This is a genomic window from Paenibacillus sp. JNUCC 34, from assembly GCF_058269055.1.
The window spans coordinates 4,050,214-4,076,806 of the sequence record NZ_CM177770.1; the positions used below are offsets into that span (position 1 = coordinate 4,050,214).

Consider the following 26,593-nt stretch of genomic DNA (forward strand, 5'->3'; position numbering starts at 1 on the left):
TTTTTTCAATTCAATCTTGCTTGAGGAAGGCTTGTCCACTCAAAAAAGGCGGCTGCAAAAAATCTATACAAAGCGAAGAGCTCAATCATGAAGCTGAAATATCCGTACCGTTACCATCGGCTAAAAAACTGTTCCGTTCCGCGAAATTGGTAAGACGTTCTTCAACCTCAGCACTCGTACGAAGCTTGAAGCAGGCTGTCGCCTCCTTCTTGGCCTCCTCCGAATTTGTATTCAGAACACGGTGCTTCACCTTAAGCAAAGAAAGCGGAGACATACTTAGATCCTTCACGCCGAGCTCAAGCCAGAGTGGAACTGCACGTTCATCGCCGGCGAGTTCTCCACATACACTGACAGGTATTCCAGCTTGCTTAGCAGCCTCTACAGTGGACCGAAGCATACGAAGCACCGCTGGATGGAACGGATGGTACATATGAGCAATCTGCTCGTTCATACGATCCACCGCCAGTACATACTGCACTAAATCATTCGTTCCAATACTGAAAAAGTCACTCTCCTCAGCAAGGAGATCGGCAATGCTCACCGCAGCGGGCACTTCAATCATGATGCCAACCTTGATGTGAGGATTGAAGGAAATGCCACGACGGTCAAGATCGGCCATGGAGCGTTTAAGTATTTCATTAGCTTGACGTACCTCATCAACGGAAGAGATCATCGGATACATAATCTTAACATTTCCGTAAGCGCTGGCTCTTAAAATGGCGGTCAGCTGTGTCTGGAACAACTCCGTCCGATCCAGACAGATCCGGATCGCGCGATATCCGAGAACCGGGTTTTCTTCCTCAGGCAATGAAAGATAATCCAACTGCTTATCGCCGCCAATATCGAGTGTGCGGATTACGACAGATGAATCCCCTGCTTTTTCAGCAACCTGCCGGTATACTTCGAACTGTTCATTTTCCGTTGGGAATGTGCTCCGGTCCATGTAAAGAAATTCTGTGCGGAACAAACCTACGCCCTCAGCACCATTTCCCAAGGCCATATCCAGTTCCTTCAAGGAGTTCATGTTTGCTGCCAGGTGGAAATAAGAACCGTCCTTTGTAACAGCTTCCACAGCCGAGAGCAGCTGAAGCTGTTCCTTCTTCTTTCGCTGCTCATCCCGGATAGCCTTATAGCGGTCCAGTATCATCTGATTGGGATTAATGTACAGATGCCCCTCATCTCCATCCAGCACGAGGAACTCTCCTGTTTGGATTGGCTTCTCCAAACGGTTCTCAATGCCAGACACAAGCGGAATCCCGATTGCTCTGGCCATAATAGCAGAATGGGAAGTTTTTCCGCCCGCCATTGTCACTATGCCCAAAACGTGAGATGGGTTGAGGTGAGCAAGCTGCGACGGAGACAGTTCCTTAGCCACCAGAATATACGGCTGTGTATCCGACGGCAGTGTCACTTCAGGCGCACCAAGTAAATGTTTGAGAAGACGGTTTCCGACATCCTTGATATCAAGCGCCCGCTCTTTCATATATTCATCATCAAGCAGATCGAACATCGATACAAAATGGTCAATAGCTTCCTTTACAGCAACTTCGGCCGCTTTGTATTGACGCTCAATCAGACCCTGTATTTCATTCATGAATACCGGATCCTCCAAAATAGCGAGGTGTGCATCAAAAATATGCGACTCCTCATCCCCCACCATTTCCTTGAATTCGTTCTTGATATATTCAATTTCATCCTTGGAGGTCCGAATGCCTTCATAAAGGCGCTCGAACTCTTTGGCCAAATCGACGGCGTCGATTTCAGAATCTGGCAGATCAAGCTCCCAATGAGGAAGCACAAACGCCTTGCCGAACGCAACGCCCGCTGCTGCGCCAATGCCTTGTATCATGATTCTCTACCCCCAGCGTTACTTTCATTTAATACAACTGACATGACCGATGACTGCCCTTTTTTGACCGATTTGAACGGTGCAAAACTCCAGGACCTTACTTTATCAGGATTCGTAATAACCATTGGTGTTGCAAGTGACGCCGCGTGTGTCTTTAGGTAACCAAGATCAAATTTCACCAGCAATTGTCCCGGCTCCACCGCGTCTCCTTCGCTTACGACGGCCGTAAACGGCCCCTTCAGCTGCGAAGTATCGATACCAATGTGTATTAGAACCTCCAAGCCTTCTGGCGTAGAAATACCGATAGCGTGCATTGTAGGATATATATGCATAACTGTTCCGTATACAGGCGATACCAGCTCACCCTTTTCCGGAATAAAGGCCACACCACTGCCCACCAGCTTGGCTGCAAAAATATCATCCGGCACTTCCTCAATCGGTAGCATTCGGCCTTGGACCGGAGCACTGAACAATACCCGTGGCAGATCCCGCTGCATCAGCTTGTTGATCTCCTCGCGGATCAGCTCGGAATACGTACCGAATACAACCTGCACGTTGCCGCCACCCAGCTTAATAATGCCTGCCGAACCGAGAAGCTTAAGTGCGTTCGTATCAATCTGACGATCGTTGTATACAGTCAACCTTAACCGAGTCATACAGGATTCCACCTGTACAATATTGTCCTTCCCACCCAGCGCATCCAAAATTAGCGGAGCCTGATACGGGATATTCCCGGCCCATCCTTCCAGCGCAGAGCCTTCCTCACGTCCGGGTGTTGGAATGCCAAACCTGCGGATCGCCCACCTGAACAGAAAATAATAAACTAATCCGTAGGCAATACCAATCGGAATGATTATCCATGCATTTTGGGACAGATGATAGTTGATCACAAAATCGATAAACCCTGCAGAATACGAAAAGCCATGATGAATTTCAAATGTATACGTCAAAACCATGGCAAACCCGGCCATCAGCGCATGCAGGACATACAAATATGGTGAAGCAAACAAAAAGGCGAACTCTATTTGCTCGGATACCCCTGTCAAAAAACAAACGAGAGCCGAACGCATAAACGTCTTCTTGACCTTAGGTTTCAGATCCTCCCGTGCCTCCCCAATAATTGCGAATGCAATAGCAGGCAGGGCGAACATCATGATCGGGAACAAACCGGCCATAAAATCCCCCGCTGTTGGGTCACCTGCAAAAAATCGGGGGAGATCACCTTGAACGATCGTGCCTTCTGCTGTTTCATATGTACCCAGCTGAAACCAGTAGACATTGTTTAATAAATGGTGAAGCCCGAAAGCTGTCAAAACCCGGTATAAAATCCCGTATAAAAACAAACCGAATCCACCCATATGTACGGTCAGCGTATAGAAGGCTTCAAACCCTCTCTGTATGAATGGGGCAACACTTATCATTCCCCAAGCAAAAAGGGCGGAGAAAAATCCCATAGTGAGCAGAACAAAACGAGAGCCTCCGAAAAATTGTATCGCCTCCGGAAGCTTTATATGTTTAAAGCGGTTGTAAACTATACTCGAAACAACTCCGAATATAATACCGATCAAGGTTGATGGCTGAACGCTTCCGTCACCAGCGATCGAGGTGACCTGACCATAGATGAACATGCCTGCGAGCGCCGCTAATCCCGCAGGTCCTCCCTGATTAGACAGTCCCCAAGCGACTCCGATCGCGAATAAATAGGGCATATAATAGAACACACCGTGGCCAGCCGCAGAAGCGACCTCACCCAAAGATTCAAATCCCCATGAACCCCATGGCAAACTCCCTATACTAAGCAGGAGAGCTGCCGCAGGAAGAGCCATCGTAGGGAGCATGACTGCTCTTCCTAATTGCTGTAATGATCCCAACCAGTTCAAGGCGAGCCCTCCTTTCTATTCTAGATGGTAAGCGCTGATCCGGATTTTGTCAAAAGATATGGCCTATTAAAAAAAGGGCAAGCCCCAATGCTGGAACCTGCCTAACACTTTAGACATGAATGATTATTTTCCCCTCAAGGCGATGGAATCCTCTACCTTTATACATCGGTCCATGATCGCGATCATACCGTGCTCATCCGCAATTGCTGCCGCCTCGCTACTAACCACGCCTTGCTGTAGCCATAGTACCTTAGCACCGATCTCAGCTGCCTCACGCGCCACGTCAGCACAGTATTCACTTCTTCTGAACACATTCACAATATCAATCGGCTCCGGGATGTCCTGAAGTGATGCGTAACACTTCTCACCCAGAATTTCGGACGCCTTTGGATTCACAGGGATAATCCGATAGCCACGGTTTTGCATTGCCTGCGAGACCATATATGACGTACGATCCGTTTGGTCTGACAAACCAACAACCGCAATGTTGCCAGCATTCCGTAAAATGTCTGCTATTTGTTCACGTGAAGGATTTTCAAACGCCATCTTGAATACACACCTTTCCGGAGTTTCTCGAATATTTCTTTATACCCATTTTATTGTACCCATTCTACATCGGCGCCAAGCGCTTTTAAATGATCGAAGTATTGAGGATACGATTTGGCAACATGATGTGCATCCTTAATGACCAGTGGTTTCTCAGAACGAAGTCCAACTACAGTCAGAGCCATAATAACCCGATGATCATAATGCGCATTAATTTCTACGCCGCCTTCCACACCTTCAGGACGACCGTGGACGATGATTTCGGACTGCCTTTCCTCAACATTAGCTCCTGCTTTGCGAAGTTCGTTCAAATAATCTGTAATCCGGTCACATTCCTTATAGCGAAGATTCTCCACGTTATAGAAACGGGAAGTACCTTCCGCGAACACTGCGGCAGCAACCATGGCCAGAACAGCGTCCGTCGCCGTATCTCCGTCAAATTCCAATGCTTGCAGTTTGCCGTCTCCTTGTACACGAACGTCTCCATTCTCATGTGTCAGAGGTGTCTTCATCATCTTCAGCACATCGATAATCGCACGTTCACCCTGCTTACTGTCCTCGGACAGATTGCGGATTGTCACATCCGATTGCGTAACTGCAGCAGCGGCAAGAACGGCCGCAGATCCCGGATAGTCTCCCTGCACAGTATATGTTTTAGCTTGATAACTCTGACCTCCAGGAACACGGAAATGCATGTAGTCATCAGCTGCATGAATGACGATGCCTGCCTGTTCAAGCACTTCAAGCGTCTGGCCGATCACGACCTTAGACTTCAGATCACCCGTGATCGTAATTTCACTGTCTTCCGCTAGCAACGGCGTAACGAACAACAGCGCACTGAGGTACTGAGAGCTGACCGACCCCGAAACCGAAATGTTCCCGCCTTTCGGCTGACCACCACGAATAGTAATCGGCAGCCGTCCATTGTTGTGCTCCACCTCAACCCCCAGCTGGCCCAGCGCATCGATGAGGTCATCATGAGGACGTTTGCCAAGTGAATCCGGATAAGTATTTACAAATGTAACTTCCTTGGACAATGCAGTAATTCCCATCAAAAACCGGAGTACGGCTCCTGCATTTCCCACATTCAGTTCTTTCACATCTTTCGGAGAGCGTCCAAAGCCGGTAATAACCGCCTTCTCGTCATCTTCAACCAGCGTTGCTCCGAGATCCTGAATGCAGCGTCTCATCGCATCACTATCTTCACTGTGGGCAGGAAAATAAATCGTACTTTCCCCTTCGGCAAGCGCCGCGACAAGCAAATAACGAGTAGTATAGTTTTTGGAGGACAACGCTCCAATTTCCCCTTTTAACTCGGGTGTCGGTCTGACAATAACGTCCATTATGTATTCTCTCCTTTTTTAGTAAGCATCGTTCTATCTTCATTCTCTTTTCACAAAATGGAAAAATTGACATGTAATTCTCTGCTTCGGTATCATAAAGGCATAATTATATGCACGATAATCTTCAGAAAAGAGGTCACATAATGAAACCCATTTCTCAAATTGAACCTTCCGAATTAAAAAGCAGACTCCAAAGTGGAGAAAATATTTACATGATCGACGTACGTGAAGATGATGAAGTTGCGCAAGGCATGATTGCCGGCGCTAAGCATATTCCGATGGGTGACATCCCTAACCGGCTGGACGAAATCCCCCGGAACACCGAAGTTATTTTCATCTGCCGCAGTGGCAGACGCAGCGAGCATGTGTGTAATTTTTTGAGTCATCAGGGTATCAACAATATTATCAATATGAGTGGCGGCATGCTCCAGTGGTATGCGGATGAGGAATAGTCCCACGGATAGAGTCTTCTCTTAATTGGGCTTCTGGGCTGGGGTGGGAAAAAAGTTTCCCGCCTCTTAAGCACCGGAAATAATCCTTGTGGCTTAGCCGCGGTAATGCATTAAAATATCAAGGGCTACTTCTTGAGCAGATTTTCCCGTTGTGTCCACGGTAACATCCGCAAACTGATAGTATTCTTTGCGTTCCTCCATAATCTTCCGTACTCTTTCCTCTAAGTTTCCGGCCAGTAGCGGACGACCCACATCTCCCCGGACACGATGGACGATAGCCGCTTCATCAGCCGTAAGCGCTGCAACCCAGCCATTACTACTCATAAGCTCACAATTCTCTTTCCGGAGAACAGCTCCTCCACCGGTGGCGATAACAAGTCTTTGTCGTCCGAGAACTCTCTCTAATACGGTAGCTTCCGCGTTGCGAAAAAAAGGTTCACCTTCAGACTCAAACATGTCCGGTATCGATTTACCCACCGCCTTTTCAATTTCTGAGTCCAGATCAACGAGGGTATAATTCAATTGCTGTGCGATTAGATGGCCGGCTGTGCTCTTTCCCGTTCCCATCATGCCGATCAGAATGATATTGCGGTCTGTTTGATTCAATTTCTCACCCCATTTACGCATCCATCCTATTAAACTTTTTCATATCATACCACAGGCCGAAAAGTTTGGACAATCCAGCAACCGAGCCTGATGAGCATTTCATATATTTATATTTTACGAGTCTATGTTTCGCCCATTTGTCATATAAATAATAATACCTATTTCAAAGATTAAGATTGTCAGGAGTGATATCAAGACTATGTCTTCCGACCATTTCACCCGACCGGAACCACCAAAGAGACTCAGCCAGATATTAGACCCTTCACATCCTCTCTGTCGTGAGGATATTGTATGGGTCCTGCATTACGTGCAAAAAAAAGTGGCTTCGAAAGACCCAGCACTGCTGGACCTCTCAAAGCCACGGTTACTGCAAAGCTTCAACAGTTACTGTGAGGCAGCCATGCTGCTGCTCAGTAGTAAAGCGCACTTTCATGCCGATAATGACAACATTCGCGCCTGTCTGCTTGATGTCGTGCATGGACTAAATGATATTAATCCATCCAGTTGAAGTGGAATACGCCTTCCTTATCTACACGTTTAAAGGTATGCGCTCCGAAGTAGTCACGCTGCGCTTGAAGCAGGTTGGCCGGAAGGTTCGCTGTACGGTAGCTATCGAAATATGCAAGAGCACTTGCGAAGCCTGGTACCGGAATTCCCAGAGTCACAGCGGAAGCGATAACCTTACGCCATGCATCCTGATAGCTTTCAATGATCTCTTTAAAGAACGGATCCAAGAGCAAGTTTTTCAGTTCAGGATTATTATTGTATGCGTCGGTGATATTTTGCAGGAAACGGGAACGGATGATGCAACCACCACGCCAGATCTTAGCCAGTTCTCCGAATTGAAGATCCCAGTTATATTCATCGGAAGCTACGCGAAGTTGGGCAAAGCCTTGGGCGTAGGACACGATTTTGCTCGCGAACAGCGCTTTGCGAACATTTTCAATAAACTCCGCTTTGTCGCCAGAGAAGCTTTCCGTTTTGGGACCGTTCAAAATTTTGCTTGCTTCCACACGCTCTTCTTTCATAGCCGACAAGAAGCGGGAAAATACGGATTCGGTAATCATCGACAATGGAACGCCGAGATCAAGGGAGCTCTGGCTTGTCCATTTACCGGTACCTTTTTGGCCAGCGGTATCGAGGATGACTTCAACCATCGGTTTACCAGTCTCTTCATCGTATTTCGAGAAAATATCAGCTGTGATTTCAATCAGGTAACTGTCAAGCTCGCCTTTGTTCCATTCCGAGAAAATGGCATGCAGTTCTTTGGAATCCAGCCCCAGTACATCCTTAAGGAGATGGTAGGCTTCGCAAATCAGCTGCATGTCGCCGTATTCAATGCCGTTGTGGACCATTTTTACATAATGCCCAGCACCATCCGGGCCGATATATGTACAGCAAGGTTCTTCGTTTATTTTAGCAGAAATCGCCGTCAAGATCGGCTGAACCAGTTCATATGCACTTTTTTGTCCGCCAGGCATGATGGAAGGCCCTTTAAGCGCTCCTTCTTCTCCGCCTGATACTCCGGCACCGATGAAACGGAAGCCTTTGGCTTCGAGCTCTTTGTTACGGCGAACGGTATCCGGGAAGTAAGCATTACCTCCGTCGATAATGATGTCACCTTGGTCCAGATGAGGGAGAAGCTGCTCAATCGTACCATCAGTAGCTTGTCCAGCTTGAACCATGATTAGAATTTTGCGCGGAGTTTCAAGCGACTCTACAAATTCCTCGATGGAAAAGGTTCCAGTAAGGTTTTTTCCTTCCGCTTCCTTCAGTAAATCCTCTGTCTTTTGCGGAGAGCGATTATATACGGATACGGTGAAGCCTTTGCTCTCGATGTTAAGAGCCAAATTTTTACCCATTACAGCAAGGCCAATCACACCAATTTGTTGTTTTGCCATCTGGTTCTCCATCCTTTACTCCAATATATTTTTGTACATATTCATCCCATACTGTCAAAATGAGAGATTTGTATCAATACTCTTATATTAACGTTTTTCCTTGGAGAAGTGAACCCCTCCAAAAAGAAAATAGGCCGCGCGAAAACACCCCTGAACGTCTGAGGTGTTGTTCGTGCTTTTTAGTTTATGCAAGAATCCTGTTACCATTCAAGACGAAACAATTCCAGAGAAATCTCCTGAAGTCGTTTTTTGCAATCAGCAGCGGCGCTTACATTTCCCGATTGCATCGCCTCATACAGTTTCTCCAGCTCGTCATCGGCCTCCAGCCTGTACAGCAGCAATCGTCGTTCCCCTTCCTTCGATTCGAACAGACGAATCATCTCTTGCTCCGTCATTGGCGTTCCTTTCTGGTAGAGCACACGCTGCCGATAGCCTGAGATCTCTACGAGCCGGATAACTTCGCCAAACAAAATATTTTCAATCAAAATCTGCCGGTCTTTAAACCGTTTAACAACCGCATGACCGCGCGTGTTCTCGATCAACTTCTCCATCCACTCCGCAAGCTTCGGATCCCTGATCATATAATCACCGACCAGTTTATAGCCGCTGCCCGTACGTTGGAAGCGCAGTTTCACAAGCTTTCGACCCGTCCTGATCGAAATAACGAATTGGACCTCGTTCTCACTCCAATAAAGCGAATACCCTTCCTGGATCAGTTCCTTAATCAAGTCCTGGATATGCCGGCGGTCAAACCGGAGTTCCAGATTGCAGTACTCCACTTCCTCGCTCTTATTCACGGCACTCCCTCCCCGGTACTCCTTCTCCTATCTTACACGGCTGAGATGTTTTACCCCGATGGACTGCTTTGACGTTGTCTTATCTATATCTTATACTTCATCTTATGTAACGGTAACTTGGTTTATTGACTATTTTTACCCTCCAAGAAGAAACGCTTTAGGCGTCCTTAGGCGTTTCTCCGAGAAATATAAGTCAAGCATGAAGCATGAAATTTATACTTTCTTATATTTCAAACCACAAGCACACGTTATAACTAGATACAGGGAGGCTGTTTATATATGAATTTCACGGGATTTACCGCAGACGATTTCGATGTATTCCTTGTCCCAGGTCTGGAAAACCGTATGGAAGTGTTGATTGAACGTGTTCGTCCAAAGCTGGAGACGCTTGGCGCTGAAATTGCTCCATACATATCCGCCTTATGCGGTGAAGAAATGTTCGTCCATGTTGCCAAACACGCACGCCGTACCGTCAATCCGCCTATCGATACTTGGGTTGCCTGGGCAGCTAACAAACGCGGTTACAAGGCACTTCCCCATTTCGAGGTTGGCATGTTTGAATCGCATCTGTTCATCATTTTTGCGATTATATATGAAAGCCCGAACAAAACCGTGTTCGCCGGCAACCTGGAAAAGCAGTTAGCCAAAATCAATTCCAAGCTACCCAAGTCATATTACTGGTCAACGGATCATATGAACCCTGATGGCATACCGCATGCCGAGATGGATAAAGAAAGCTTCGGCGTTCTCATCAATAAACTGAAGCAGGTGAAAAAAGCTGAAGTTATGTGCGGCCTGCGCATTCCTAGAGAGGAAGCTGCAACCATTGAAGGGGACAAGCTGGTCGAGACCATTCAGAATACCTTTGAGACCCTACTGCCACTGTACCGGATGGCATTTTAAATTTCGAGTTTAAAAACAAACACAGCCTTCATTCGCATGATGCGAGCGAAGGCTGTATTTTGTTGTATCCTTTCAGGCATAAGACACTGGGATCGCCCGATTCTGGCGGACAGTGGTTATTTTCTCACGCCTAGGCACGGCTCGGATGAATAGAGGGTCTCTGACGGTTACTAAGGAAAAGATGGATGAAGAACAGTATCCCCATAACGATTCCACTCGCAATAAATGGTGCACCATGACTGATGCCGTCCCACAGCCAACCGGACACGATAGGTCCAAACACCATACCCGAGCCTTGCAGAGTTAAGAAGAAGCCCCAGACGGTGCCTCTCTCGCCTTTCGGGACCAGACTGGCAACAAACGTGTTCCAAGCTGGCAATATCATGGCATACGCGATGCCGACAACGGACACCAAACCGAAAACAATCGGTAGTGATGTAAACAAAGTAAAAATACACAGTGTAAACGCGCATAGCAGAAATCCCACATTTAAGAACCATTTTGTTCCAAACCGATCAATCAGTTTACCTGCCGGAATAAGCGCCAGTACGGTAATTCCTCCCCCAACAATGAGCATCAGACTATACTGGTTCGGTGAAGCCCCAAGCTCATTACTGACATACAACGTCAGTACCGGACTGAGGAGACCGATGACAGAGGACTGCAAAAATAGCGCTGGATACACAAGCCAGCTGACATTCAAAGTAGCCTTGATCTCATGCAGTGTGGACTTGACACTTGTCCGTAGTTTGTTAAACCTATATTTTATCCCCTTTCCAGCAGCTGCTGCAGAAGAAGAAACTTCGGATTTTAGCTTTGACTTCACTCTGCCTGGAAGCAGCAGCGCGGTCAGGACAAGAATAATGCCCACTCCAATCATAATTAAGAAAGTTGTCTGATAGTTTTTGTTCGTATGCTCCATCACAAAGTTCATCGTGATCGGTCCGACTCCCGTTCCTGCCAGTGCCGCAGTCTCCAAGGCTCCCATAGCGGTACCGTTGCTGTTGTTCGGGCCGGATATTTCCGTGGCTCCGGTCATAGCGCAAGGCCATAGAGGAGCAGTTCCCGTTCCAAGGATAAGACATGCTAGCGACAGCCAAAACGGCCCGTCGGTAAACGCAATAATCACCACGCCGATGACAACCATCGATAGTGCTACGGACATGGTTGCTCGGAAGCCAAGACGTTCCGCGATCCAGCCTGCTGGACTGCGAAACAGGTTGTCCCCCAAATACTGTAAGGCAAAAGCAACACCAATAACGGTTCCCGATACGCCCAGAACATTTTTCATATATACCGGCAGAACCGCCACGAGTAATGACCCCTTAATAAACTCGACCAGAAAAATAATCGCGAGCAGCTCAAAGAAAAAAGGAGACAATAATCGGCGCTTTTTCACCGGGGAAATGACTTGCGACATATTTTCACATCCCATCGTTCATACTGTTACAGCGATATCTCTATTCTTGCCTGTTCTCGGGAAGACATGCCTCCTACATCCTTTGCTTGCATTCCCCCTTTATTTTGCTATACTCAATTTTGTTTATATGAAACACAAATTAACAATCATAAACAATTTCACACACAGAAAGGTTGTGACAGCGTCCATGGACCATAGCCGTACACCGCTCTTCACCGCACTGAAAGAACACGCGGCCAAAAACCCGGTGCAATTTCACATTCCGGGGCATAAGAAGGGCCTCGGTACTGATGCCGAATTCCGGGAATTTATAGGGGATAATGCCTTTTCGATAGATTTGATTAACATCGCTCCGCTGGATGATCTTCATCAGCCTACCGGTGTGATTGAAGAAGCACAGAAGCTTGCGGCAGATGCCTTTGGAGCGGACTACACCTTCTTTAGCGTTCAGGGTACAAGTGGAGCGATCATGACCATGATCATGTCTGTCTGCAATCCTGGAGACAAAATCATCGTTCCCCGAAATGTTCACAAGTCCGTATTATCTGCCATTATCTATTCCGGAGCCAAGCCTGTATTTGTATCGCCGGCACAGGACTCCAATGTAGGGATCGATCATGGAATTACAATTAGCTCCGTGCGCAAAGCGTTGAAAAGACACCCTGATGCCAAAGCGGTTCTTGTTATCAACCCAACCTATTTTGGGGTTAGTGCAAACTTGAAAGAAATCGTAGATCTGGCTCACAGTTACAACGTACCTGTGTTGGTTGATGAGGCGCACGGTGTACTGATTCATTTCCATGAAGACCTGCCGATGTCTGCGATGCAGGCTGGTGCTGATATGGCCGCTACGAGTGTCCATAAACTTGGCGGTTCGATGACTCAAAGCTCTGTACTCAACGTCAACACGAAAAACGGCTATGTGAATCCGTTTAGAATCCAAACGATTATCAGTATGCTAACCACGACGTCAACCTCTTACATTTTGCTGGCATCACTCGATACATCCCGGCGCAACCTGGCACTGAATGGACATGAAATGGCCCAGAAAACGATTGATATGGCCCAGTATGCCCGGCAGTCAATCAATGAGATCGAAGGCTTGTACTGCTTCGGGGAAGACATTTTGGACGGCGGCGAAGCGACCTATAGCCTTGATCCGACCAAACTGACCATTCACGTACGCCATTTGGGTATTACCGGATATGAGACCGAGAACTGGCTTCGCGAGCACTACAATATTGAGGTCGAACTCAGTGATATGTACAACATTTTGTGTTTGGTCACACCTGGAGACTCGACGGAGTCCATCGAAACACTGATTACTGCTCTCCGGCATATGTCTAAGACTTATAATAATGTAAACGAAATAAATGAGCTAATCGTTAAAATTCCGGAAATTCCTCAGCTTTCCCTAATCCCACGGGACGCGTTTTATGGCGATACAGAAGTTGTTCCGTTCAAGGAATCTGCAGGACGGATTATTGCAGAATTCATATATGTATATCCGCCAGGGATTCCTATTCTTCTGCCGGGCGAGGTTATTTCCCAAGATAACATCGATTATATTATTGACCACGTAGATGTCGGACTTCCGGTTAAAGGACCAGAGGACCGCAGCATTCAAAACGTTAAGGTCATTGTAGAGGCCGACCCGATCTTCTAAAAAAAGGCGTGAGAGATCAAAGACCCCAGTGCGTTGCACTGGGGTCTTTACGTTTAACAAATACTATTCCTGAGCTGCTACCAGCTCGTTATAAGCTGCTTCAACCGCATTCCATTCTTCTTCATCTTCGATATTGTAAAGAACCATTTCTTCATTCTCTTCTTCCATACGCAGAATGACGCCGTCTGCTCCTGGATTTTCACGCTCAAGAAGAAGTGCATACAGCTTCTCGTTAACATCAAATGTCTCTACGAGTACCATTTCCACTTCTTTGCCATGCTCGTCCGTCAAAGTAAGCACAAACTCTTCATGGTCGTGGTCGTGCTCATGATCGTGACCGCAGCCACATGCATCTCCGTGTTCATGTTTGTGATCGCTCATTGAGTAATACCTCACTTCAGTTAAATTATCTACTCCCGTATGGTAACATGGAAAAATAACTAGGTCAATTTACCAACCCAACACATTATTTCATAACTGTAATTACTTTTTCAGCCACTTTTACAAAACTGGAATCAGCTGTAGTCTTGATGTAAAAGCCGACGGAATACTTACCGACTGTTTTGAAATCATAAGTGAAGTCATCCGTACGGAACCAGAAATTATCTTTACTATTATCGAATTCCTGGGTCTGTATATCCGTCACATTTCCGGCCGGATCCGAGATCGCAACTTTGACCGAATGGATGTTATCATTTAATGTATCGATTTGGCTAAACACATTAAATTTCAGTTTGCCTTTGTTTACGTTCCCGAAAACAGTATTTCCCTTGAACAGGAAAATATGCACATTGGGCTGGATAATAATCACTTTTCCGCTATCCTTGTCCCAATGTACCGCACCGTCAATATCACGGACCGGTATGTATGTTTTGCCTTCTATAAGATAACCCCCGGCTTTTAGCTCCTGGCCATTCAACCATACTCGTACTTGTTCTTTAAAGGAATCCGCAAACAACAAAGAGCTACCGCCCATTAATGAAAGGACAAGTGTGCAGGCCATTATTTTCTTCCATTTCGATTTCATATAAAAGCATCCCTCCGTTACTTTTTCTAGTTGTTATATGTGTATACTACAAGGTAAAAAAAAAAGTTGCGCAGATACAGGGAATTATTGGTCAATTTCTTTAAGTTAATTACATGGCAGGGTTACACCTGATCTATTTATGGGATAAACACATAATAATTCGTGTAAATATACAGAGAATTCGTTAAAATATACCTGTTAGCTTACTCTATTATCATTATCGCCTGGAGGTTGAGTTCATTGACACTAAAACTGCAAATGCTAGGTACCGGTGGTGCTTTCGCAAAGTCTTTTTTTAATAACAATGCACTTATCATTGACGAAGACTTTACCCTTCTTCTCGACTGCGGGGTTACGGCGCCTATGGCCCTTCATCGTCTCGGTCGATCCTTTGAGTCTGTGGATGCTGTGCTCATTACGCACATTCATGCGGATCACGTTGGCGGCCTGGAAGAACTGGCGTTCAGAATGAAAATGCAATACAACCGCAAAATACCGTTATACATAGCCGAAGCGCTCGTTATGCCGTTGTGGGAAAACACTTTGCGTGGAGGATTGTATCAGGAAGGATCCATCACCTCTCTGAATGATGTATTTGATGTTCGTCCACTTCAACCAGGGACAGCAGTTGATATATCACCGGGCATTCGGGCCGAGCTTATCCAGACACGGCATATCCCAGGAAAGGACAGCTTCTCCATCTATTTCAATGACCGCATCTTCTACAGTGCAGATATGATCTTTGATCCGGAACTGCTAAATCGATTGGTGAACGAACGCGGTTGCGAAGTTATATTGCATGAGTGTCAGCTCGAAGGCCATGGTGCGGTTCACACCACACTAGAAGAGCTGCTGAGCCTGCCGGATCATGTCCGCAAACAGATTTATCTCATGCATTACGGTGACGAAATGAGAAGTTATGAGGGCCGTACGAACACCATGCAATTTCTCGAACAGCAACGTATTTACGAGTTGTAACAGCAGGTAGATATCTTTATCCAGTCTGTTTATGAATAAAATGCTGGGTGTAGCGGGAAGCTAGGTGTGGGAGGCGATATCAAATGAACAATGATCAACAAGCAGAAGTAGTAGCAGTACGTAAAAATGGTGATGGTGACATTGTACAGCTGAAACTCGACACAGGATCTGTCGTAGACTATAAGACCGCTCAGCAGATGGTTCAAAACAAGGAGATTAAGAACCTAAACGTATTTCGTGGGCGGGACAATGAGATGCATCTTCGTTCCAATGCCGATGGCGATCCAAGCAACAACCTCGATAATATGCCGATATTTTAAGAAAAACGTCTATCAACTTTAAAAAGACCCTGAACATTAGTATTAGTTCGGGGTCTTTTAGTTAGAATGGGGCTGTACTTTTACGTTTATTAGAGTTGTTTTTTCATCCGTACATGGGGTATTCCAGCATCGTCAAAAGGCTCGTCCGAAATGGTAACATAACCGAGCTTACTGTAAAAAGCTTCCGCCTGGCATTGTGCATCGAGCACGGAATGTAACAGCTTCAGTTCACGGGCTTGAGTCTCCATAGCCATTAATAACACACGGCCTAGACCTTTAGATCGAAAAGGCTTCCGTACGGCAATACGCTGCATTTTGGCTGAATCTTTGTTATAGTATATGACCCTACCTGTTGCCGCATATTCCCCTTCGTATTTAATCAGGATATGATGCGCGTCAGCATCCAAACTATCAAGTTCGTCGATCTCAAGATCTAACGGTACCTTCTGCTCAATGACAAATACTTCTTTACGAATGTCCAGCGCTTCACGCAACTGCTCCTCAGTCGTAACATTGATGATTTCCGCTGCCAATACAAACACCTCTTTATATGGGGAATTTCCTGCATCACTCGCCGGATATAGATGAATTATTATACAAAATTTTTGTTTTCCTGTATAGTAGAGTGAAATGTATACTATTGGAAAGGGGCTGCAAATGGGCATGGGTATGAAAGGCACAATTATTTGGTCTATCATCATTTCGGTTCTGTTGATTTACCCCATGTTTTATACCATCAAAAAAGGTTATTCCCGCAAATGGGATGATGAATAGGAAGTACACCACAAAACCGTCAGCCCTTTCCGGCCGACGGTTTTTGTTATGCTGTTACCGTTGAGGTAATCTCGACTATTTCACTGAATCTCGAAGGCTATCCTGCCGCTTTAGAGACGGTTCAGGAATCATTCTCTCTCCCCGTCCCCGGCCAGACGAATAAACATCTTTATCGACTGAACGGTCATAGACATTTTGCAGTACAGGTGCAACTGGTGCTTGTAAGTCTTCCATCTCTACGGACGATCTTGAGGAAATACTGCATCCGCCGAGCATTGGGACAGCCAAAAGCAAGGTGCAAATTCCAATCCCACTTGATCTTAGATGCTTTTTCACCGCCATTCTACCCTCTCTCCTTCTGGAAAATCATGCTTTCCTTTAGTCTGAACCGGTTTAGCAGATTTTATAACGAGAAAACAATTGACACTTGTGAAGGCAGCTGGTAATATATAAATTATCTTTCGAAACAGCATATTTTTTCATGATCTGTTAGCTCAGCTGGGAGAGCACTATCTTGACAGGGTAGGGGTCAGTGGTTCGAGCCCACTACAGATCATCACGAAGAACCCTTGTATAGCAAGGGTTTTTCTTTTTTTTATGTCTTACTCTTCCTATGCGAAATTATCAAATTGGTGCCGGATTGGTGCCCTTTATTCAACTAAAGCCTTTATGGTGCCGCCAATAACTCCAACATTACTCCTCCTGACGATGACTTACGCCTTCTACCCATCGATAAATGATTTCTTCGGAACTAACATTTTGCGTCCTATACGTACATGATGAAACTGATTTTCTTTAATCAAATCATACGTCTGATTAGTTCCGGTACCAAGAACCCTCTGAATATCTGCTACTGTAAGAACCTCAGGTAGGTGCTTCCAAATATCATCACTTACTTCTTTAATATTGAGGTTCAATCTGTGGCTTGTGAAGTTCTTCTTTCCTCTCTAGAAGCTTAACTTCATCTAAAAATATCTCAACTTCCCGATTAATTACGCTGCAGATCAGTCAGCTTTTTCTTGAGGTATTCAATTTGTGTTCATTGTTCATTTAACCAATACTCCTACTCTTTACTATTAATAAACTGATCCTTCTGTCTACTCATCACATTTCACATGTTTTCAAATGGTTCGCATTACATCAATGTACACACCTGTCAGCAATGTAGATGTTTACAAAGGTGAATTCAGCATGGTTATGTTAGGCGATTTATATTTTCCAGACATTGTCGGATGTGTTCTTTGGTCAACATGTCAATCAAATTATCGACCGAATCCTCTTCCTTACCCACAAAGTTGACCCTTACCCATAGTTTATATTTTTCATTAAACCTTGTAATTGCATTATTTTCTTGATCCCATAGATACTCATTCTCCCCTATTTGCAATCTCGAGTGATTTTCGAACTGGTTCATGAATTTCTTATTCAAATTTTCAGTGCTCATTAACCGATAGCTCCTTCGATAAGTATTTATCATCCAATAACTGCTGCTTCCGAGTTGCTTCTCTTCTTGCTTGTTTAATCGCTATTTCTACTATGGTTCTACATAGATCATTGAGCGCACTGGTTGGTTCGTTACATTCGGGAATGACAATGCCAATAAGTCCATGTTTCCCTTGAATATACTTGGTGACGTGCTCCTTGATATCTAGTACCCCTGATTGCTCCGAAACAGAATTACGTGTTTTCATCGATCGTACCTCCATTGGAATTTTTAGCTACTCATCCAATTCATCGGTCAATAGAAACCAATAGCGAAGATCGTTCCGTTTTCTTTTAGCTTACTACACCTCGACTTCCGCTTTTTTGATATTTGGGATACCATTCTAACTGCATAATTTAAAACAAAAAACCATCGTTCCCACTATCAGGCCATCCTTTACATCTCCTTTCGCCGTGAAAACCTACATTTCATTGTCTAATAAGAGCAGTTTGATTTGAACGCTTAATTCGAAGGAAAAATAATAATGACGGCCGTAAGCGGCTCGCCATTGTCAATGTAAAGTGATTTTTAAAATTAAAATCTAGCGGTATTTCGGGGTCGTCCGCACCCGCACTCATTTTGAACCCCCAGAGGGACCCGTGACCGCCTGCGCCCCGTTCCACCCCTGTTTATATATCTTTGTGTATTTGTTCATCTCTATTACAAAACGTCTGTGCAGCGCCTTAGAATCGCTGTGTTAAGGTGACAGCAATTTGTTATCGAAGTACGTAAAAAATACCGGCTATTATAAAAAATACAATCCCGGCTATAAAGAACCAGTTGGCTGCCTTCTTCTTTTGATTACGGTCATCCTTCGAATCAGCATAGAAGTTTCCTCTTTGCTGGTACCCTGTAGTCCACGCTCCAGATAAAAGTCCCGTAATCAGAAAACATACAACTCCTGCAGATATCAGCAGATCCATTACGTTCCCTCCCATCATCTCTTTGTAATAAAAACGTAAGTTGACGGGTATTGGTTACGAGTTATTTAACCGGGCTTATTATCAGATCATTTCTTCTATTCACTAATTACAAGATAATGCGTATCCACCTTGAAGTAAGCGAGCCTCTTAACCTCTTCAACAGAGAATACATCCATCATTGCTCCTGCAGCTGTCTTTTCAATATCCGATGTTTTATCTATTCCTACCGATCCGACCAGCTCGTTATCTTTATCGTAGAACATGATCGTTTCTATCTTCTCAATTAACATTCCATTCATCCTTTCTTTTAAATAGAAAGAGCCACTCTTTTTATGAGCAGCTTTTAACTGTAGAATTACTATATATCTTTACATGTTTTATTCTTTTATTTCTTTTAGTTTTCTTGGGGGTATAACTCTCCCCCAAGAGCATATTTTCGCGTTTATTTTGTGGGGTATGATTCTCCCCTACAAATGGCCGTTTTATGGGGGAGAACTCTCCACCACAACCACCTATTTTATAAAGAGAATCAATCAATGATAGGTGGGGTTTTAAATATGGATTTTGCTACTCGATCATGTAATTCTTTAGTAGATAAATTTGACGTTTTTAATAAGAGAACAGATAATACATCCTTTAATTTAAAATACTTCTCGTAAATATCTGGCTTCGTAATTTGTTTTATGAATGTAGTTATATCACCATGCACTACTTTACTTCTTAAACCGTACATGTCTTTTATCAAATTAAATGTTTCTTCCCGAACCATTGGATCGTCGGAATACAACAGACTTGCATTCAAGGCAACTCTATAACTGACTTGTTCATGCCCAGTGACAAGTAAAGCTTCAAATGCTGTAATTAGGTTAACAATGCTTTCTTCTAATCCTCTACTTGAACACGCTTGTAGATAATGATTTAAAGCAAAGACCCATTCCGTAGCTTTCCAATTTGATTTTTCTCGTAAATATCTCTGCGAACGATTATGTTCTATTAGAAGATTATGAACTTCTTTAATTTTATCAATATCGTTCTTGTTAATAATGATTGAATTTTCAGGGCATGTTGTGAAATTGTCATCTTTAGTAGGATAATAGTTCATCAATAAAGTGTTTCCCAACCTTAATAAGTCATAAATAATCTCGCCCTTCATTTCACTCTCGGTACCGGCCCAAACGGAAATATTGACCAAGGGGAGTGCAATTCTTAATGCATCAAATAATATTCCAGGCATCGATTCTACTGTAGCTACATCATTTCTACTCCATACGAGAATAGTATTTTCTTGGTCAGGTTTTAAGTAAAAGAATTCATTTATTACTTGAATTCCAACCTCATCTAGATTTATTCCGTATAACTTAACGCGTTCACTCATATTGTCCTCTCCTCTTCCTTCACTAACATCAAGATTCGACATCCCAGAAATGTCTCCTTCTAGAAAAGGATCATGTGCACGGTCTTTTTGAACAACTTCAATAAAAAAGCCGCTTTTTCGGCGGCTTCACTTTTAATGTGTTACTTAGTTGTATATTCACTTACTTCAAACGTTAAAATCTTATCGAATATTACATAATCTATCCGTTTACTGAAAGGTCCTTTGTTGTTGGTATACTTGTTAATTGCATATTTAGCTGATCCTGTTCCAGCGTCACGTGCATCAAACCAATTTAAAAATGCATTTATTTCACTCATTGGTAGATCGTATTCTTTTTCCAATCCTGTTGTCATTGTTACAACTAATATCGCTCTATCACCTGATGGTTGAGGTTCCGGATTAGGTTCTGGATTAGGTTCTGGTTCGAGATCATTCAATCGAGACAAATCAAATTCTTCTACTACAGCCATTCCCCCGGAATTAATATTTCCATCTTTTATAAATGTCCCACCAAGAAAGTACAATTTATCATTAACAATCTGAAAAGTAGTATTCCTGTCTCTGAACTCAGAATTTGGAACTGGCGTTAAAGTTTCAGTGGTTAAATCGTAAGTAGAAATTATACTTCGTCCATATATAACCAACTTGCCATTATTGTCTAAAACTACGCCCCATGCAGTAGAATCTAGCTCTTTAATTAACGTCCAGGTATCTTGAATGTGATCATATTTATAGATTGAACTTTTTTCATTCTCAATATGACGAGCGTAAATAGAATCGTTATACTTGAATACCATCCCCGTAAAAGGCATATCTTTTGCACTAGTCCAAGTATCATTTTCAGTGTTGTAAGAGTAAACTAATTGAGATGTACTTGATCCCGTCCCACCAAAAGTAAATATTTGCTTATCAACTGCTATAGCAATTAAACCTCTACCCTTAGTAGGCATAGATCGTTTTGAGGTCCATTTATTCAAAGTTGGATCATATACTTCAACACTGTTTGTATCACTACTACCACTATACCCACCAAAAACATAAATTTTACCGTCTACCACTGCCGACCCAGGCGAAGTTCTTGGTACAGTTAAGCTTGCACCAGTTGTCCACACATCCATGGAAGGATCATAAATTTCCAATGTTTTAAGTTGCCCTTGCCCAGGTGAGCCTCCAAAAACGTATATTTTACCATCAACAACAGCGCTGCTGGCGACATATCTTGGTGTAGGCATGGGCGTTTTGGTAACCCACCCGTTTTCATTAGACGCAGCCGATATGTACTGTTCAAAGCTAAAAAGTGAAACAACCAACAAACAAATAAATAACCCTACTTTTTTCATTTCATTAAATTCCCTCTCTTATATTATTTTTCAAGTCTAATTCAGCCTTTCAAGTATACAAATGAATTTCTGATTCAACCATGAAAATAGTGTTATTAAGACCTTTTTGTCCCATGCTATTTTCTAATTCAAATCAATGATCAATCATAAATTAAAATACTATACCGCTGGAGTATCCCAATGGGTCATTTTCAGACAAAAAGCCGCCTTTCGGCGACTCGTTAAGAAGATAGATTAAATTCTACAAACGCAGGTGATCGGAGTAATCCACCTTTGGTCCAGTTCCGTGTCTTAACCTTCGCCCGGATCCGCGGCTCAAGGTGGACGAAATTCTTATCTTCTCCTGTTACAAGCTGCTGGCTCACACCATAAAAAGCTTTCTTGGCCTTTGGCGGTACTCCTAACTCAATAACACCAGCTGGACGTAAGCGCCCAGAATCAGTCGGAACTGCAGCAAGCCATCCAAACTCCTCTTTACGGTAACCGGTAATAAAGACATCAGCATAAGTCCAATTGATCACCTTCTGCCATGCTGGTGATCGGCGGCTTTCGTAAATACTGTTCTGTACCTTGCCGACCATACCCTCAAGCTTCTGGGCTACCATTTGCTCAAACAATGCCTCTCTAGCTGCCTCCAAAAACGGGATAACGCCAAAGTGTTGGTTCGGCATCTCAATATTGCTCAGGATCTCCTTGCGCTGCATCAGAGGCAGCTTTCGAAGGTCTTGACCTTTATATCGAAGGATATCGAACACGACATAGGTAACAGGCGATATCCTATTAGCTGCTGTATACGTGGCTCCTTTTTGGCTTGAAAACGGCTCATGACAGTTTCGAAGTCTACCAGCCCTGTTTCAGGATCGGTACAAGCAACCTCACCATCCAGGAGTATGTCTTCATCGAAAGGTGTCAGCAGCTCTGGGTACTGATTAGTACACTCTGTTTCATGTCTGGTATACAATCGAATGCGGCCATTCTCCTGCGAGAACAAAAGCCTATGACCGTCTATCTTTGGTTCAAATATATAATCCTGATGGCTAAAAGGACCATTAGCAGTTTCTAATAACATAGGATTGATGAACATAAAAACACCTCTCCTCGATTATACCGTTAGGTCCGATCAGTGAGAGTCGGTAAGTAATGTCAGCTCGGTGTCATTCGTTTTTCATAATCTTCAATCCATTCAATCCATAACCTCATATGATCAGTGGGTAAGAAGTGAGCCTGCTCATCAACTAATTTATATAAGACATCATATTTATAACCATGATCATTCCATAAGATATAATAGAAAATAATTACGCTCTCGGCTGGAGAGAGTTGAGCAGTTAAAATTTTCAGATACCTCCATTTTTGTTCCTCTTCTAAAAATACAGAATGTTCTATAAGGTTGGTGATTTCTATTAGATTGTTGAAATACTGTGCAAGAGATAATTCTCTATCTACAAAGGCACTGACTAAATGGTGATGAATTTGTTCATGGTCTTCAAGAGCTAATTCATTGTACATACCTTCAAACACTGCTCGACCAGTTGAGTGGATCGACTCAGCTCCTTGATGCCTAAAAATCAGACCTTCAACTAATTGATGGTGTAACGTTAGCATGTTAAAGAATGTGTTATCGAATCTTTGGATATTCATTGCTTCGACCTGGTTTGCTAACTCCTGATTTGTTCTCTCCACTTCTTGCCTTTGTAATTTCAATTCCTGCCGTTGAAGATTCAGCTCAACCTTCTGTTGAAATATGGTGTAGATAATCCCTCCGAAGGCTAAACCTGAAAAAAGAGTATTAATGGCACCAAACATATCACCGAACTCTCCTCTATTAGGTAAAAAAAACAATACTAAACCACTTAATACCCAAAGAGTAACTATAGACAATAACACTCTTGTTAATTGAAGTTCCTCTGTTATTTCGTCATAATAAAAAGCTTTTAATTTGCTCAATTCTATTCCCCCTCAGTGGAATAGTTCTTTCCATGAAGTGAAATCTCCTTCTTGAAGGGATAGGAAACCGATAAGGGAACTTTGCACCACTCCCAATAAAAAAGGCCGGCAGCTGCCAGCCCAATTAATTGCTATCTCGATAAGCTCATTCTTTCTCTCTGCCGCTGCATCTGTTTGTACATACTTTCAAATTCATCTTGAGATGCTCTAAGCCCGGCCATTACCTGCTGTTGAACATCGTTACCCCCGCCATTTATATTTATGTTGGGATTGAAATGAATTACTGTTTGTTCATTTGAGGATCCGGAGTCAACCCCAAGCATACGGCCTGTCATTGCATGTAGGTCCCTCGACCGCTGGTTGTTTTTAATCGGTATCGCCATCTCGGGTCCTGCTTCCCCAAAAATAGACGGACGATCAGCGTACCCTCCGTCAGCATATTGTTCCATGGTTTGTACCTGGAGTCTGCCAGTACCGGGAAGAGTGTTATTCCCCATCTGCTTCCACACAACATCCACGTTAATTCTTTTTTCCAGCGGTAGCTCTTCCATCGTTCTATTAATTTCTTGGAGTTGTCTCATTGCATTGTCAAATCTGGATTTCTCCTTTGTTGACAGTTCATCATATTTTGCCGCCTGGTCTGCAATGTCTGCACCTAGATTTAATTCAATGAGTTTGACCTGGCTGTCATATAATTGCTGGAAACTCTTTTCGGCAGCCATGATGTCAGTCTCCGTTGAGTCAAAGTACTCTCGATTTGATTCAAAGGCTCCCTTTAAATCTTTTGTGTCAAATGCCAGATTAGACCAGTTGTCGTTATAATATCGACCTGTAGCATCCTGAATCTCATTGGCAAGTTCTTGAAGTTTTTGTAATTGCTCAGCTCCAGTAGTTGTAGTGGAATAGTTCCGCAATATTACTTCGCTGTTAGTTCTGCCGCTAGTATTAGTTCTCCGAGCGAGTATTATCAAATAGTGATTGATCAAAATTAAGAATAAAAATATTAATAAGACCCTATCGGCTTATATGCTGATAGGGTCTTTGGTTTATTTCTGGAGCATATTTTCACGAAATCTATTTAGCACAACAGCAACTTCTTCCCGGGTCATTAGCGCCCCTGGACGTTTTCCATCAAAATAACCATTTTCGGTCATTTCCTTCCATGCTTGTTCAGCCCAAGGGCTTACAACATTAATATCTCTTTCCTTCGTCACTGGTTTCCCCTCCTTTTTCTGAAGCCCCAGGTATTTTGAGACCCCATTTATATGACCCTCAATTAAAGCATCAATTATTTCCTTACGCTTAAGTTTGGCAGCATCAGAAGCCACGTCTATAAATAGATTTTCGGTCAACACAGCAGGCATTTTGCTCTCGCGAACCATGTGCAGGTTCTTTGCTTTCTGCCCCCGATCGATCACGCCAAATGGTTTTAATGCGACCATGATCTCCTTGTGAAGAACATTCTGTAAAGCTACAGATGCCGGTTGTGAATTGATATATCTAAAAGTCTCAAAACCACCGGCTCCACCCCCAGCGTTACAATGGACAGAAACAAGAATATCAGCTCCAGCTTTATCTGCCGCTTTGGTTCGTTCAGATAACTCCAAGAAAACATCTGTGGATCTGGTTAGCAGCACCTGCACACCGTCATAATTATCTTCCAGGCGTTTCTTTACACCCAAGGATACATCCAGAGCAATATCCTTTTCTTTCAACCCATTTCCGACCGCGCCGGAATCCTTACCGCCATGACCTGCATCAATCCATACCTTTTTCACGATCACTCACCGCCTTTACAGGTTGCTTTACAGCTTGTTGACCCAATACAGCAAAGGGCTTCAACAAGGATGCCTTGTAGAATTGCCTCTACGGTCCAAACTAGCAAACCGGTTGTTAGTCCTACCGCAAGGACAAGGATAATATATAAGATACTCCAGTCTGGTATTTTCGGTGTTCGCTTAAGCCCACCAGAAATAATAAAAGCAGCTACTCCCAAAATATAAAACCCCATCCAAAATCTTCCGTAATAGGTGTTATACTTGACTAAAAAAGGAGATGTATCATTTTGAACAAAAAAATCATTAAAACCGTCGCCACTTTAGCGCTCGGTATGATGATCGGATCCGTAACAATTGCAGCAGCTGCCCCTGGAACTATTCAAGCCGTCCTAGCCAAATTCACGTTTGTGGTGGATGGTCAAAAACAAACCCTCAAATCAGACCCGATTGTATATAAAGGCACCACATACCTTCCGGTTCGTGAGGTTGCTGAGATGTTAAATGCTGAAGTGTCTTCATTCGATAACAAGGCTAAGAAAATAGAATTAAAGACAAAAGGATCACAAACAACATCAAATCCCCAATTAGGTTCTAATCAATCAAGCGCACCACAAACACCATTGAAACTCAAGCTCAATGAAACTGCTACGAAAGGTGATATGACAATAAAAGTGAATAGTGTAAGTTACACGGATTTCATCCCTTCAAAGCCTGGAGAAACGTCCGGTATGCTTGCAGAATCAGGACACAAGTTCGCCATAATCCAATATGAAGCAACACTTAACGCAGAGCCTACGGACAGATTCGCATGGGGTGCATTAGATTTTTTTGATCATGCTGTTATCGGTGGTAAGAAAATAAGTTCAGCCACTTCCTACAACCATAACAATTTGTTCGCCGGCGAGACAAAGATTATTCAAGTTTCGCTTTCTCTGCCAGAAAACTTGGATATTACCTCTGTCACCTTTAGAAACCCGAGTAATAACTCGATCTTTGGAACCATAGATCTTTAATAATCTCCTCCACCTCTCGATTGTGCAAACAACCGAGAGAATACGTTGGCAACTATACGCCCAAGTCCATTGGGCGTTATTTTAATTTCATGCCATCCTCGTTGGAGCCCTTCTCTCTTTATATATAAGCCCCCCCCCCGGATAACCGAGGACATAAAAAAAGGCAGATTGATTTTCACCATGATAAAGCCTCCATCTCGATTTTTTGGGAAAACGCGCAAAATCGAAATGGAGTATGGCGGGGATCGGCAGCCGGGACAGTACCGCACTTC

General features: G+C 43.8%; 28 protein-coding genes, 1 tRNA gene and 1 pseudogene. 7 read left to right on the top strand and 23 right to left on the bottom strand.

The annotated features are described in order from the left end of the window. Positions 1 to 85: 85 nt before the first annotated feature. From ptsP to aroA, 4 genes are all read right to left on the bottom strand, one after another. On the bottom strand, positions 86 to 1,849 hold the full coding sequence (gene ptsP / locus AC2TF5_RS19015) for a phosphoenolpyruvate--protein phosphotransferase (RefSeq protein ID WP_491298738.1): 1,764 nt from the start codon (positions 1,847 to 1,849) through the stop codon (positions 86 to 88). Next, positions 1,846 to 3,729, bottom strand: a complete 1,884-nt coding sequence (locus tag AC2TF5_RS19020; protein ID WP_491298739.1) for a glucose PTS transporter subunit IIA — start codon at positions 3,727 to 3,729, stop codon at positions 1,846 to 1,848. Before AC2TF5_RS19020 ends, ptsP begins: the two co-directional genes overlap by 4 nt. A gap of 123 nt (positions 3,730 to 3,852) precedes the next feature. After that, the gene (locus tag AC2TF5_RS19025; protein ID WP_491298740.1) at positions 3,853 to 4,275 is read right to left on the bottom strand and encodes a CoA-binding protein; all 423 of its coding nucleotides are present in this window, start codon (positions 4,273 to 4,275) and stop codon (positions 3,853 to 3,855) included. Between the two features lie 50 nt (positions 4,276 to 4,325). Then, positions 4,326 to 5,618: a 3-phosphoshikimate 1-carboxyvinyltransferase gene (gene aroA / locus AC2TF5_RS19030; protein WP_491298741.1), complete on the bottom strand. Its 1,293-nt coding sequence runs from the start codon at positions 5,616 to 5,618 to the stop codon at positions 4,326 to 4,328. A gap of 143 nt (positions 5,619 to 5,761) precedes the next feature. Here aroA and AC2TF5_RS19035 point away from each other — a divergent pair, with 143 nt between their 5' ends. Next, on the top strand, positions 5,762 to 6,070 hold the full coding sequence (locus AC2TF5_RS19035) for a rhodanese-like domain-containing protein (RefSeq protein WP_491298742.1): 309 nt from the start codon (positions 5,762 to 5,764) through the stop codon (positions 6,068 to 6,070). Positions 6,071 to 6,163: 93 nt separating this feature from the next. Here AC2TF5_RS19035 and AC2TF5_RS19040 read toward each other — a convergent pair whose 3' ends face one another. From AC2TF5_RS19040 to AC2TF5_RS19050, 3 genes are all read right to left on the bottom strand, one after another. Beyond that, positions 6,164 to 6,697 (bottom strand): shikimate kinase, encoded by a 534-nt coding sequence (locus tag AC2TF5_RS19040; protein ID WP_491298743.1) that lies wholly within the window; start codon positions 6,695 to 6,697, stop codon positions 6,164 to 6,166. A 470-nt stretch (positions 6,698 to 7,167) separates the two neighbouring features. After that, on the bottom strand, positions 7,168 to 8,577 hold the full coding sequence (gene gnd / locus AC2TF5_RS19045; protein WP_491298744.1) for an NADP-dependent phosphogluconate dehydrogenase: 1,410 nt from the start codon (positions 8,575 to 8,577) through the stop codon (positions 7,168 to 7,170). A 200-nt stretch (positions 8,578 to 8,777) separates the two neighbouring features. Beyond that, the gene (locus tag AC2TF5_RS19050; protein ID WP_491298745.1) at positions 8,778 to 9,374 is read right to left on the bottom strand and encodes a YkzI domain-containing protein; all 597 of its coding nucleotides are present in this window, start codon (positions 9,372 to 9,374) and stop codon (positions 8,778 to 8,780) included. A 279-nt stretch (positions 9,375 to 9,653) separates the two neighbouring features. On the opposite strand from AC2TF5_RS19050, the gene AC2TF5_RS19055 reads away from it, so the two are divergent. Beyond that, positions 9,654 to 10,277: a YktB family protein gene (locus AC2TF5_RS19055; protein ID WP_491298746.1), complete on the top strand. Its 624-nt coding sequence runs from the start codon at positions 9,654 to 9,656 to the stop codon at positions 10,275 to 10,277. A gap of 130 nt (positions 10,278 to 10,407) precedes the next feature. On the opposite strand, the gene AC2TF5_RS19060 is transcribed toward AC2TF5_RS19055, so the two are convergent. After that, positions 10,408 to 11,697 carry an MFS transporter gene (locus AC2TF5_RS19060; protein ID WP_491298747.1) on the bottom strand — a complete coding sequence of 430 codons (1,290 nt, stop codon included), beginning with the start codon at positions 11,695 to 11,697 and terminating at the stop codon, positions 10,408 to 10,410. 187 nt (positions 11,698 to 11,884) lie between these two features. On the opposite strand from AC2TF5_RS19060, the gene AC2TF5_RS19065 reads away from it, so the two are divergent. Continuing rightward, positions 11,885 to 13,363, top strand: coding sequence for an aminotransferase class I/II-fold pyridoxal phosphate-dependent enzyme (locus AC2TF5_RS19065; RefSeq protein ID WP_491298748.1), 1,479 nt, complete (start codon positions 11,885 to 11,887; stop codon positions 13,361 to 13,363). A 63-nt stretch (positions 13,364 to 13,426) separates the two neighbouring features. Here AC2TF5_RS19065 and AC2TF5_RS19070 read toward each other — a convergent pair whose 3' ends face one another. Next, positions 13,427 to 13,744 (bottom strand): DUF1292 domain-containing protein, encoded by a 318-nt coding sequence (locus tag AC2TF5_RS19070; protein WP_491298749.1) that lies wholly within the window; start codon positions 13,742 to 13,744, stop codon positions 13,427 to 13,429. Between the two features lie 85 nt (positions 13,745 to 13,829). Beyond that, a complete protein-coding gene (locus AC2TF5_RS19075) occupies positions 13,830 to 14,390 on the bottom strand; it encodes a stalk domain-containing protein (protein ID WP_491298750.1) in 561 nt (186 codons plus the stop codon). Between the two features lie 240 nt (positions 14,391 to 14,630). On the opposite strand from AC2TF5_RS19075, the gene AC2TF5_RS19080 reads away from it, so the two are divergent. Together AC2TF5_RS19080 and AC2TF5_RS19085 are read left to right on the top strand one after the other, a co-directional pair. Then, a complete protein-coding gene (locus AC2TF5_RS19080; RefSeq protein WP_491298751.1) occupies positions 14,631 to 15,368 on the top strand; it encodes an MBL fold metallo-hydrolase in 738 nt (245 codons plus the stop codon). Positions 15,369 to 15,451: 83 nt separating this feature from the next. Further along, entirely contained in the window at positions 15,452 to 15,688 is a 237-nt protein-coding gene (locus tag AC2TF5_RS19085; RefSeq protein WP_491298752.1) for a DUF3892 domain-containing protein, read from the top strand. An 89-nt stretch (positions 15,689 to 15,777) separates the two neighbouring features. Here the strand turns inward: AC2TF5_RS19085 and AC2TF5_RS19090 are convergent, their stop codons facing one another. Both AC2TF5_RS19090 and AC2TF5_RS19095 read right to left on the bottom strand, forming a co-directional pair. After that, complete coding sequence (locus AC2TF5_RS19090) at positions 15,778 to 16,221, bottom strand: GNAT family N-acetyltransferase (RefSeq protein ID WP_491298753.1); 444 nt, start codon at positions 16,219 to 16,221, stop codon at positions 15,778 to 15,780. 316 nt (positions 16,222 to 16,537) lie between these two features. After that, entirely contained in the window at positions 16,538 to 16,804 is a 267-nt protein-coding gene (locus tag AC2TF5_RS19095; protein WP_491298754.1) for a hypothetical protein, read from the bottom strand. A 141-nt stretch (positions 16,805 to 16,945) separates the two neighbouring features. Here AC2TF5_RS19095 and AC2TF5_RS19100 point away from each other — a divergent pair. Further along, a tRNA-Val gene (locus AC2TF5_RS19100) sits at positions 16,946 to 17,018 on the top strand. 166 nt (positions 17,019 to 17,184) lie between these two features. Here the strand turns inward: AC2TF5_RS19100 and AC2TF5_RS19105 are convergent. The 11 genes and pseudogenes from AC2TF5_RS19105 to AC2TF5_RS19155 all read right to left on the bottom strand — a co-directional run bounded on the left by AC2TF5_RS19105 (position 17,185) and on the right by AC2TF5_RS19155 (position 25,541). Beyond that, on the bottom strand, positions 17,185 to 17,379 hold the full coding sequence (locus AC2TF5_RS19105; RefSeq protein WP_491298755.1) for a helix-turn-helix domain-containing protein: 195 nt from the start codon (positions 17,377 to 17,379) through the stop codon (positions 17,185 to 17,187). Positions 17,380 to 17,895: 516 nt separating this feature from the next. Further along, on the bottom strand, positions 17,896 to 18,153 hold the full coding sequence (locus AC2TF5_RS19110; RefSeq protein ID WP_491298756.1) for a hypothetical protein: 258 nt from the start codon (positions 18,151 to 18,153) through the stop codon (positions 17,896 to 17,898). A gap of 508 nt (positions 18,154 to 18,661) precedes the next feature. After that, complete coding sequence (locus tag AC2TF5_RS19115) at positions 18,662 to 18,868, bottom strand: DUF5316 family protein (RefSeq protein WP_491298757.1); 207 nt, start codon at positions 18,866 to 18,868, stop codon at positions 18,662 to 18,664. A 95-nt stretch (positions 18,869 to 18,963) separates the two neighbouring features. Next, a complete protein-coding gene (locus tag AC2TF5_RS19120) occupies positions 18,964 to 19,158 on the bottom strand; it encodes a hypothetical protein (protein WP_491298758.1) in 195 nt (64 codons plus the stop codon). 239 nt (positions 19,159 to 19,397) lie between these two features. After that, the gene (locus AC2TF5_RS19125; RefSeq protein ID WP_491298759.1) at positions 19,398 to 20,285 is read right to left on the bottom strand and encodes a hypothetical protein; all 888 of its coding nucleotides are present in this window, start codon (positions 20,283 to 20,285) and stop codon (positions 19,398 to 19,400) included. Between the two features lie 98 nt (positions 20,286 to 20,383). After that, positions 20,384 to 21,583 carry a Kelch repeat-containing protein gene (locus tag AC2TF5_RS19130; RefSeq protein ID WP_491298760.1) on the bottom strand — a complete coding sequence of 400 codons (1,200 nt, stop codon included), beginning with the start codon at positions 21,581 to 21,583 and terminating at the stop codon, positions 20,384 to 20,386. A gap of 221 nt (positions 21,584 to 21,804) precedes the next feature. Continuing rightward, positions 21,805 to 22,667, bottom strand: a pseudogene (locus AC2TF5_RS19135) (ATP-dependent DNA ligase). Between the two features lie 59 nt (positions 22,668 to 22,726). Further along, positions 22,727 to 23,530 (bottom strand): putative phage abortive infection protein, encoded by an 804-nt coding sequence (locus AC2TF5_RS19140; protein ID WP_491298761.1) that lies wholly within the window; start codon positions 23,528 to 23,530, stop codon positions 22,727 to 22,729. A gap of 131 nt (positions 23,531 to 23,661) precedes the next feature. Beyond that, positions 23,662 to 24,252, bottom strand: coding sequence for a hypothetical protein (locus tag AC2TF5_RS19145; RefSeq protein ID WP_491298762.1), 591 nt, complete (start codon positions 24,250 to 24,252; stop codon positions 23,662 to 23,664). A gap of 324 nt (positions 24,253 to 24,576) precedes the next feature. Then, positions 24,577 to 25,308, bottom strand: a complete 732-nt coding sequence (locus AC2TF5_RS19150; protein WP_491298763.1) for an N-acetylmuramoyl-L-alanine amidase — start codon at positions 25,306 to 25,308, stop codon at positions 24,577 to 24,579. 2 nt (positions 25,309 to 25,310) lie between these two features. Beyond that, a complete protein-coding gene (locus tag AC2TF5_RS19155) occupies positions 25,311 to 25,541 on the bottom strand; it encodes a phage holin family protein (protein WP_491298764.1) in 231 nt (76 codons plus the stop codon). Between the two features lie 54 nt (positions 25,542 to 25,595). Here AC2TF5_RS19155 and AC2TF5_RS19160 point away from each other — a divergent pair, with 54 nt between their 5' ends. Further along, positions 25,596 to 26,321: a stalk domain-containing protein gene (locus tag AC2TF5_RS19160; protein WP_491298765.1), complete on the top strand. Its 726-nt coding sequence runs from the start codon at positions 25,596 to 25,598 to the stop codon at positions 26,319 to 26,321. Positions 26,322 to 26,593 lie beyond the last annotated feature (272 nt).

Bases quoted from the DNA above. Each gene is read 5' to 3' on its own strand.
- AC2TF5_RS19035 (WP_491298742.1), top strand. From the start codon at position 5,762: ATGAAACCCATTTCTCAAATTGAACCTTCCGAATTAAAAAGCAGACTC.
- AC2TF5_RS19070 (WP_491298749.1), bottom strand. From the start codon at position 13,744: ATGAGCGATCACAAACATGAACACGGAGATGCATGTGGCTGCGGTCAC.
- AC2TF5_RS19025 (WP_491298740.1), bottom strand. From the start codon at position 4,275: ATGGCGTTTGAAAATCCTTCACGTGAACAAATAGCAGACATTTTACGG.
- AC2TF5_RS19095 (WP_491298754.1), bottom strand. From the start codon at position 16,804: ATGGCGGTGAAAAAGCATCTAAGATCAAGTGGGATTGGAATTTGCACC.
- AC2TF5_RS19055 (WP_491298746.1), top strand. From the start codon at position 9,654: ATGAATTTCACGGGATTTACCGCAGACGATTTCGATGTATTCCTTGTC.
- aroA (WP_491298741.1), bottom strand. From the start codon at position 5,618: ATGGACGTTATTGTCAGACCGACACCCGAGTTAAAAGGGGAAATTGGA.
- AC2TF5_RS19065 (WP_491298748.1), top strand. From the start codon at position 11,885: ATGGACCATAGCCGTACACCGCTCTTCACCGCACTGAAAGAACACGCG.
- AC2TF5_RS19040 (WP_491298743.1), bottom strand. From the start codon at position 6,697: ATGCGTAAATGGGGTGAGAAATTGAATCAAACAGACCGCAATATCATT.
- AC2TF5_RS19060 (WP_491298747.1), bottom strand. From the start codon at position 11,697: ATGTCGCAAGTCATTTCCCCGGTGAAAAAGCGCCGATTATTGTCTCCT.
- AC2TF5_RS19085 (WP_491298752.1), top strand. From the start codon at position 15,452: ATGAACAATGATCAACAAGCAGAAGTAGTAGCAGTACGTAAAAATGGT.
- AC2TF5_RS19110 (WP_491298756.1), bottom strand. From the start codon at position 18,153: ATGAAAACACGTAATTCTGTTTCGGAGCAATCAGGGGTACTAGATATC.
- AC2TF5_RS19145 (WP_491298762.1), bottom strand. From the start codon at position 24,252: ATGGCTGCCGAAAAGAGTTTCCAGCAATTATATGACAGCCAGGTCAAA.
- AC2TF5_RS19130 (WP_491298760.1), bottom strand. From the start codon at position 21,583: ATGAAAAAAGTAGGGTTATTTATTTGTTTGTTGGTTGTTTCACTTTTT.
- AC2TF5_RS19075 (WP_491298750.1), bottom strand. From the start codon at position 14,390: ATGAAATCGAAATGGAAGAAAATAATGGCCTGCACACTTGTCCTTTCA.
- AC2TF5_RS19125 (WP_491298759.1), bottom strand. From the start codon at position 20,285: ATGTCGAATCTTGATGTTAGTGAAGGAAGAGGAGAGGACAATATGAGT.
- gnd (WP_491298744.1), bottom strand. From the start codon at position 8,577: ATGGCAAAACAACAAATTGGTGTGATTGGCCTTGCTGTAATGGGTAAA.
- AC2TF5_RS19115 (WP_491298757.1), bottom strand. From the start codon at position 18,868: ATGGATCTGCTGATATCTGCAGGAGTTGTATGTTTTCTGATTACGGGA.
- AC2TF5_RS19120 (WP_491298758.1), bottom strand. From the start codon at position 19,158: ATGTTAATTGAGAAGATAGAAACGATCATGTTCTACGATAAAGATAAC.
- ptsP (WP_491298738.1), bottom strand. From the start codon at position 1,849: ATGATACAAGGCATTGGCGCAGCAGCGGGCGTTGCGTTCGGCAAGGCG.
- AC2TF5_RS19155 (WP_491298764.1), bottom strand. From the start codon at position 25,541: ATGGGGTTTTATATTTTGGGAGTAGCTGCTTTTATTATTTCTGGTGGG.